Source organism: Mesorhizobium argentiipisi (SeqCode) (genome assembly GCF_037179585.1).
GTDB classification, from domain to species: domain Bacteria; phylum Pseudomonadota; class Alphaproteobacteria; order Rhizobiales; family Rhizobiaceae; genus Mesorhizobium; species Mesorhizobium argentiipisi.
Map to the genome: position 1 here is coordinate 1 of NZ_JAPYKO010000098.1, position 498 is coordinate 498.

The 498-nt window shown below is 66.7% G+C and carries 1 protein-coding gene; it reads left to right on the top strand.

The window, feature by feature from the left end; genetic code table 11:
* Positions 1–498, top strand: a 498-nt coding sequence (locus O7A05_RS34100; RefSeq protein WP_337097799.1) for a carbohydrate porin, incomplete at both ends; no start/stop codon positions are given.

Here is a 498-nt window from a genome sequence, read left to right on the forward strand (position 1 = left end):
TCGACTTCATGAACTGGTCGCTCTGGGAGTCGGCGGCCTACGATTTCCCGGCCAACCTGCCCGGCTACACCCAGGGCATCGTGGTCGAGTACAACCGTCGCGAGTTCGCGCTGCGCGCAGCCTATACCCAGGTCCCCAAGCTCCCGAGTACGGATCCGCTCGATCCGCGCTTCCCGCGCCGGGGCGGGGCCGTGGTCGAGTTCGAGGAACGCCACGTGCTCCCGATCCTCGACCAGCCGGGAAGGCTGAGGATCGGCGCGTTCTCGCACGAGGGACGTACCGCCAACTACCGGCAGGTGGTCGCGTTCGCGGACTCGATCGACATCCCCGACGTCAACACGGCCGTGAACCTCAGCCGGAGAACCCGCAACAAACGGGGCGCCTACATCAATCTCGAACAGGCGCTCACGCCGGAGATCGGCCTGTTCGCCCGGGTCAGCGCCGCCGATGGCCGCAATGAGAACCTCTCCTTCACCGATGTCGATCGGAGCGCCTCCG